Here is a 335-nt window from a genome sequence, read left to right on the forward strand (position 1 = left end):
GCGCGCCAGGTACAGGCGCTCGCCATCGAGGATCAGCGGCGCGAAGCCACCCGGCGCGCCGACCAGCGCGCTGGCCTGCAACTGCGCGCGCCACTCGGCCAGGCCCGGCAGGACGAAGGCGTGCTCCGGCCACGGGCGGCGCCCGGCGCGGCGTTCCAGCAGCAGGCAGACATCGCCCGCCCCCAACGCCTCGGAGCACAACGCGGCAGCGGCCAGCACGGATTCCGGTGCCGCCGGATCGAGGCGGCGCAGGCTGTCGACCAACGCCCGCTCCAGCGGGCCGAGCGGCAGTTCGGCAAGGTTCATTGGCAACCTCCGTAGGGTGCGCCATGCGC

1 pseudogene is annotated in these 335 nt (G+C 74.9%); it reads right to left on the reverse strand.

The annotated features are described in order from the left end of the window. A pseudogene (locus tag B2X67_RS16000) lies at positions 1–306 on the reverse strand (exodeoxyribonuclease V subunit alpha); the annotation flags it as partial. Between the last annotated feature and the right edge of the window lie 29 nt (positions 307–335).

This window comes from Pseudomonas sp. UBA3153, assembly GCF_002364635.1.
Lineage (GTDB): Bacteria > Pseudomonadota > Gammaproteobacteria > Pseudomonadales > Pseudomonadaceae > Pseudomonas_O > Pseudomonas_O kuykendallii.